This window comes from Acinetobacter sp. YH12201 (genome assembly GCF_013418145.1).
Lineage (GTDB): Bacteria > Pseudomonadota > Gammaproteobacteria > Pseudomonadales > Moraxellaceae > Acinetobacter.
Window position 1 is genome coordinate 1 of sequence record NZ_VPCP01000111.1, and the last position, 7,193, is coordinate 7,193.

The following is a 7,193-nucleotide window of genomic DNA, read 5'->3' on the forward strand; positions in this document are numbered from 1 at the left end:
GTTCCACTTTAGATATTTGTTTAAGATGAGATGTAACTCATTGAAATGTGTCATCATATTCGTCGTCAGAAAACAAGTATTATGCCATTATTTCAATGAGTTATCTTTTTTTGTCGTGTACAAAGTTCAGATTTAAATCACCCCCATTTCGACAAATGGCGGAAACTTGTCATTGACCAGATTTAACTGCGCTCCATATTCCAGGTAAGCCTTACAGCCATCCAGCACAGTGGTGAAACCGCTTGTTTGCTCAATCACAAAAGTAATTAAGTCTGAGCCTTGCAGAGAAATATCATAATTGCGAATGCGAAGATAAGTCTCTTGTTCTGTTAACTTCTCAAAAATAAAATCTACCGTGCTCTTGGGTTCTCCCCAAGTAAACTGGATCAGTTCATTATGAATCAGCTGTTCGACATAAACACTGCGGGTCACTTCATCTTTTTCCCAATACCAGTCTACCGTTCTGTTTTCTATCAAGTGTCCGGTAGATGAAGTAAACCAAAACTTGCTGGTGATTTCGGGGTCAATAAAGGCATTAAACACCTCTGCAACCGGTTTGCGAATTAACATCTGGGTTTCTATGACTACGCTCATTGCGTTCTTCCTTTTTATTCTTCTTCTTAGTGATAGCATACATCTGAAATTCATGGCTATCACTGAATTGTTAAAGACTTAAACAGCGCCGTGTAGAAGCAAAAATGATTTTCTAAACTTAACTTAAATTACCTTTATAGCTTGAAAGTACTGGCGGAATTTCAGCCCCTAATGAACTTAACATTTCCCGTTCAATATTTCGCACAATCGAATTGAGGGGTAAATCATTTTCTTGAAGTCCAAATGGTTCTTCCAACTCTGCACTGAGCGCATCCAAACCTAAAAACAAATAGGCAATTAATGCCACAATTACGGGTGTCCAAATACCGAAACTCGCTTCAATACTGAAGGGCAAAATTAAACAGAATGAATAAACTGCCCGATGCAATAAAACTGAATAAGAAAATGGCAATGGCGTAGTCATAATACGATCACAGCCTGCATGAATGTCGCCCATGGCAACCGTATGTCGAGTCAAGGTGCTATAGATAATGTCGCTGATTTGACCTTGCTTATAACACAGCACCAAATCTTTTTGCATAATCTCAAGTAAATACTGCGGCGCATTGATATGTTCAGCACATTGCTGCCATTGCCCATCGCTTAAATTGACAGCATTTCGGAAATGTTGAATATCTGTTGCTTGATGACGTAAGCGGTCGCGTAGCAGGTAACAAAATAACATAACCCGATACATCAAAATCTGACGTTGAGAGTCTTCCAGCACATGACTATCACGAATAATATGCCGTGTATTGGCAATCAGTGCGCCCCAAAGCTTGCGCCCTTCCCACCAGCGATCATAACAGGCCGTATTCCTAAAACTTAAGAAAATCGAAAGAATCACACCGAAGATGGTAAAGCCAATGGCAGGAACTTCTGGCATAGTCAAGAAATGTGCTGCACTTAAATACACCAACAGTGCCGATAAACTGACTACAACCGCTAGAGCTGGCATCACTTTAGGTAAAATTGTGCCATGCCATGCAAATAACAGCATAAAGCTATTATTTTTATCTCGAATAATCACAAATTTCCCCTCATGAAACCTAGTCGCTTCAATATTTATAAAATAGCTGTCATGAAAAAGCCCAACCGAAGTTGAGCTTGATCTAAACATTTTTGACTCAACAGTGAATCATCCTAGAGCATAAACAATGTTATTTTCCAGGCTTAAAGCTGTCTTTTAAGTCCAGAATACGGTTAAACACTGGTTTTTCTGCCGTGTGATCATATTGATCTGCAACGAAATAACCTTCACGTTCAAACTGGAAGCGGTCTTCAGGCTTCGCTTCAGCTAAAGCCGGTTCAATCACCGCTTGAACCACTTTGAGTGATTCAGGATTTAAGTTGGCAAGGAAGTCATCACCCACTTCCGGATCAGATTCAGTGAATAAACGGTCGTAGATACGCACTTCTGCAGGCACACCTTGGGTTGCAGATACCCAATGAATAACGCCTTTCACTTTACGACCTTCCGGATTTTTGCCTAAAGTTTCAGGGTCAATTGAACATTTCAGTTCAACCACTTCACCATTGGCATCTTTAATCACTTCATCACACTTGATCACATAAGCATGGCGTAAACGTACTTCGCCTTCTGGAATTAAGCGTTTAAAGCCTTTAGGCGGTACTTCTTCAAAGTCTTTACGGTCGATGTAAATTTCAGACGTTAATGGAATGATACGATCACCCATCTCAACGTTCGGATGACGTGCATGACTCAGGTTCATTGCTTCAGGCAGGTTAGTCAAAGTCACTTTCAATGGATTCAACACCGCCATGCCACGTGCAGCGGTATTTTCCAAAGACTGACGGATGCAGTATTCCAGCATAGCAACATCGACAATACCGTCAGACTTGGAAACACCCACGCGTTTACAGAAATCACGCAAACCTTCAGGCGTGAAACCACGGCGGCGCATCCCTACAACGGTTGGCATACGTGGATCATCCCACCCTTGTACAAAGCCACCTTCTACCAGTTTACGCAGTTTACGTTTAGAGGTAATGGTGTAATCGACATTTAGACGGCTTGATTCGTACTGACGTGGAACAGCTGGAGATTTAACTTTCTCGATAACCCAGTCATAAAACGGACGGTGATCCTGGAATTCCAAAGTACATAAAGAGTGAGTCACACCTTCAATGGCATCAGATAATGGATGCGCATAGTCGTACATTGGATAGATTTTCCATTTATCGCCAGTCTGGTGATGAGCAGAATGCAGAATTCGATACAGGATCGGATCACGCATATGCACGTTTGGAGAAGCCATATCAATCTTGGCACGCAATACAGCCTGACCTTCACCCAGCTCGCCATTACGCATTTGTTCAAAACGCACCAGGTTTTCTTCTACAGTCGCGTCACGGAATGGAGAGTTTTTACCTGGTTCTACAAATGAACCACGGTTTAACTTGATTTCTTCAGGTGTTTGTAAATCTACATAAGCATCGCCCTGTTCAATCAGTTGTACTGCCCATGTGTACAGTTGATCAAAATAGCTAGATGCATAGCGAGGTTCACCGTTCCAGTTAAAACCGAGCCATTTTACGTCGTTGGCAATCCCATCCACATATTCTTGTTCTTCTGCGTCCGGATTGGTATCGTCAAAACGCAGGTTACATACGCCATCAAATTCTTGTGCAATACCAAAGTTCAAACAAATCGCTTTCACGTGACCAATGTGTAAATAACCATTCGGTTCTGGTGGAAAACGCGTGATCACTTGCTGTGTAAGGCCTGCTGCCAAATCGTCAGTAATGACCTGACGTACAAAGTCTAAGCCCGGCTGTTGTTCTTGCTGCGCAGCATCGACAGGTTGATTACTTGTTGTCGGGTTATTTGGCAGGGATGAAACAACATCATTCGGCTTCATAGTTGATAAATCACTTCTATAAGATAAAATAGGATAATTAAAACGCTTTTCTGGTTTTTTTAACAAAGAAAATAACGTTTTCGCTTGCCTTGTAGTTTACAGTTTGCTTATGCTTCTCTCAACCAAAAACCCATGGCTTTTTTGTCCATGATCAGGAGATTATAGAATGAGTTTTCCTCAAGTCGAATTAAACACCAATAAAGGACGTATTGTTCTTGAACTTAATTCAGAAAAAGCACCTAAAACTGTGGCTAACTTCCTGGAATATGTTCGTGATGGTTTTTATGATGGCGTAATTTTCCACCGTGTAATTGACGGTTTCATGATCCAGGGCGGTGGCATGGATGAAAATTTCAAAGAAAAAGCAACGCGTGATTCAATTGAAAACGAAGCAGACAACGGTTTAAGCAATGATGAAGGTACCATCGCAATGGCGCGTACCCAAGCTCCTCATTCAGCTTCTGCTCAGTTCTTCATTAACGTGAAAAACAACTCTTTCCTTAACCACACTGGTAAAACAGCTCAAGGTTGGGGTTATGCCGTATTTGGTAAAGTAGTTGAAGGTATGGATGTCGTTGCTGATATCAAAGGCGTTCGCACAGGTAACCGTGGCTACCACGCTGACGTTCCTCTAGAGAACGTTGTGATTGAATCTGCAAAAATCATTTCTGAATAAAGAACGTCCTCTCCGTCTTTAATGAGTTTTAAAGCAGTGCTTTAAAACGGAATAATGTTAAGGATATAGTTCCTCTATCCAATAGATGGACTTTGAGAGGAAGTATTAAGGAAAATACGTGACCTATCTGTTTATCTCTGATTTACATTTGTCACCTGAACACCCTCGACTCGTTCGGGGGTTTTTGGATTTATTAGACAGTTATAAAGATAAAAATACCCAGCTTTATATTTTGGGTGACTGGTTTAATGCTTGGATTGGTGATGACTATACAGCCCCCTGGCTAGATGACATTGTCCATGCCCTGCAAAAGTTTCATCATGCCGGCAATCAGATATATTTTCTGGCTGGCAACCGCGATTTTGCTTTAGGCAAAAAATTCTTAAAACAATTCAATGGCACATTGCTGTCCGAACCGGCCATTTTAAAAATATCCGACACCACATACCGTTTAGAACATGGTGATCTGCTCTGCACAGACGATGTGTCCTACCAAAAATTCCGCAAGATCATTCGTAATCCATTACTTTTAGGTTTTTTAAAACGCATGCCTTTAAGTTTTCGGCAACAACTGGCTAATGGTTTCCGTAAAAAAAGTGCTGAAACCAAACAGATGAAGTCTTATGACATCATGGATGTAAATCAGTTCGCGGTGAAAGTTGCCTTAGAACATATTGACGTACTGATTCATGGCCATACTCATCGTTCTGCAATACATGATATTCAGGGTAAGAAACGGATTGTGCTAGGTGACTGGCGCGAACATTCGGCACAGATTTTAGAGATCAATCCTGCACATAAAAATGTAAAATTAGAATTAAAGACTTGGGCTTATTAAATATAAATTTTCATAATTAACTTTTATAACTTGACTATGTCATTCACAATCTGTCGAGAACTAGGCTGTAATGTTTCTGCGATGAAAAAAATTTAGCTGACCAAAAATAAAACAGGCTTTGTGAATGACAAATGCCTTTGGTCTTACCAAGCAATGCTTTTCAAGGCAAAATAAAGCAGCACATAGAACTCCTGACCTCACAATTACAGCTGGTAGGAGTCCATCAGGTACAATTTAAAAGCTGATATAAAATATTAAAAATTAATACCCACCTTCAGATTTTATCACTTCCGCATCATTTTTATATTTGGCTAAAAGCTCGCGCAGTGAATTCATTAATACGCTGGTATCCACCCCTACCGCAACAAACTCGGTACCCAAATCAATATATTTTTGCGTTACGTCATGCACCGTTGATAAAATCCCCGCTGCTTTACCCGATGCCCGAATGCGTTGAATGGCATCAACAACCGCTTTTTGTACTTCCGGATGATTCGGATTACCCTGATATCCCATGGTCGCAGACAAATCTACAGCGCCAATAAATACACCGTCAATTCCCTCCACTTTTAAAATATCATCCAGATTTTCCAGACCTGTCACAGATTCAATCTGAATCAGCAGACAAATATTTTCATGTGCTGTTGCATAATAATCCGGGATACTGTTCCAGCGTGTTGCACGGGCCAATGCGGCACCTACGCCACGAATTCCTTCTGGCGGATAACGTACCGCTTTCACCATCAGCTCAGCCTGCTCAACCGTTTCCACCATGGGAATCAATAAAGTTTGCGCCCCAATATCCAAAAGTTGCTTAATCAGCTGCACACTGCCAATAGGTGGACGAACCACAGCTTGTGATGGATACGCTGCGATACTTTGCAATTGAGAGAGTGTGGTTCTTAAATCGCTCGGTGCATGTTCCCCATCAATGAGTAACCAGTCATAGCCTGCATTGGCCGCAATTTCAGTGCCGTAAGCATCTGCCAGCCCCACCCATAACCCAATCTGCTGTTGGGTTTTTAATCGTCTTTTAAAATGGTTTGTATCATCTATCATTGTCTGACTCGGTCTACAGGCGATGTAATTATTCGATTAAACGTGATTTAACAAAAAGTACCAATATAGATTTCGTATTTCGTCATTGTATATTACTATTAATTATACATTTTATTAAGTTTTTTACTTTTATTCACCATAAAAATTCACACGCTTGATGCCAAAATATAAGCTATCCCATAATTCTTCCAAGCCATTTCAGCAAGGAATCAGGTAAAATCATTAAAAATTTAATAGTGGAAATGTCACTCATGGATTTATTAAACGTTTCAAAATCACGCTACACAACGAAAGCATATGATCCCAGTAAAAAAATTCATCAAGAGCAGTTTGAACGTTTATTAGAAATCCTGCGTCTCACGCCATCCTCCATCAATATTCAGCCCTGGCATTTTTTTATTGCCGATGATCAAGGCGCCAAAGAGCGTATCGCCAAAGCCTTGGTTGGGAAATATGCCTACAATGCACCTAAAGTTCTAGATTCTTCTCATACCATTCTGTTCTGTACCAAAGCGGATATTTCAGAACAGCACCTTGATACCCTGCTCAAGCAAGATGATCTTAGTGGCCGTTTTAAAGATGAAAAAGCCAAACAGGGCCAAAAAGACAGCCGTAGCGGTTATGTGGATTATTACCGTAATGAAAAAGGGGATATTCAGCGCTGGGCAGAAAATCAGACTTTTATTGCGCTCGGTCAAATGTTACTGGCCGCAGCTATTGAAGGAGTTGATGCCACCCCTATTGGCGGATTTGATGAACAGATTATTCGCCAGGAATTGGAATTAGATGAAAAAGGGTTAATTCCATCAGTGATTATGACGCTAGGTTTCCGCAGCGAAAATGATTTCAATGCTCAGTTACCCAAGTCACGCCTGAGTCGTGAAGAAATTTTCACCAAGCTGTGATTAAAAAAAATTACAATAAAAGGGGCGAATATGCCCCTTTCATGTCATTTCAGGACTTATTTTTGTAACAGGACTCAGGTATATTGGCAAAAAAATAAACGGTAGTCCCTACTCTCTGTACACGACAAATTTCATAGGATCCTTGTCCTATCAGGCTTTTTCTTTCTTAAAATTGCTAGCACTTTCTTAAATTCTTCTTTTTTTCCAAAACCAATCAAACGTAGAATAGCCATTTGAAC

General features: G+C 40.7%; 7 protein-coding genes. 3 read left to right on the top strand and 4 right to left on the bottom strand.

Features of this window, described 5'->3' with window-relative positions:
• Positions 1 to 132 precede the first annotated feature (132 nt).
• The 3 genes from FTU91_RS14965 to FTU91_RS14975 all read right to left on the bottom strand — a co-directional run bounded on the left by FTU91_RS14965 (position 133) and on the right by FTU91_RS14975 (position 3,476).
• Positions 133 to 594, bottom strand: coding sequence for an SRPBCC domain-containing protein (locus FTU91_RS14965; protein ID WP_180043362.1), 462 nt, complete (start codon positions 592 to 594; stop codon positions 133 to 135).
• A 118-nt stretch (positions 595 to 712) separates the two neighbouring features.
• On the bottom strand, positions 713 to 1,624 hold the full coding sequence (locus FTU91_RS14970) for a bestrophin family protein (RefSeq protein WP_180044604.1): 912 nt from the start codon (positions 1,622 to 1,624) through the stop codon (positions 713 to 715).
• A 130-nt stretch (positions 1,625 to 1,754) separates the two neighbouring features.
• Entirely contained in the window at positions 1,755 to 3,476 is a 1,722-nt protein-coding gene (locus FTU91_RS14975; RefSeq protein ID WP_180044605.1) for a glutamine--tRNA ligase/YqeY domain fusion protein, read from the bottom strand.
• Positions 3,477 to 3,642: 166 nt separating this feature from the next.
• Here FTU91_RS14975 and FTU91_RS14980 point away from each other — a divergent pair, with 166 nt between their 5' ends.
• Both FTU91_RS14980 and FTU91_RS14985 read left to right on the top strand, forming a co-directional pair.
• Positions 3,643 to 4,152 (top strand): peptidylprolyl isomerase, encoded by a 510-nt coding sequence (locus FTU91_RS14980; RefSeq protein ID WP_166168257.1) that lies wholly within the window; start codon positions 3,643 to 3,645, stop codon positions 4,150 to 4,152.
• A gap of 118 nt (positions 4,153 to 4,270) precedes the next feature.
• Positions 4,271 to 4,990 carry a UDP-2,3-diacylglucosamine diphosphatase gene (locus FTU91_RS14985; protein WP_180044606.1) on the top strand — a complete coding sequence of 240 codons (720 nt, stop codon included), beginning with the start codon at positions 4,271 to 4,273 and terminating at the stop codon, positions 4,988 to 4,990.
• 261 nt (positions 4,991 to 5,251) lie between these two features.
• Here FTU91_RS14985 and hpaI read toward each other — a convergent pair whose 3' ends face one another.
• Positions 5,252 to 6,049, bottom strand: a complete 798-nt coding sequence (gene hpaI, locus FTU91_RS14990) for a 4-hydroxy-2-oxoheptanedioate aldolase (RefSeq protein WP_180044607.1) — start codon at positions 6,047 to 6,049, stop codon at positions 5,252 to 5,254.
• 251 nt (positions 6,050 to 6,300) lie between these two features.
• On the opposite strand from hpaI, the gene nfsB reads away from it, so the two are divergent.
• Positions 6,301 to 6,954, top strand: coding sequence for an oxygen-insensitive NAD(P)H nitroreductase (gene nfsB / locus FTU91_RS14995; RefSeq protein WP_180044724.1), 654 nt, complete (start codon positions 6,301 to 6,303; stop codon positions 6,952 to 6,954).
• The last annotated feature ends 239 nt before the right edge of the window (positions 6,955 to 7,193 follow it).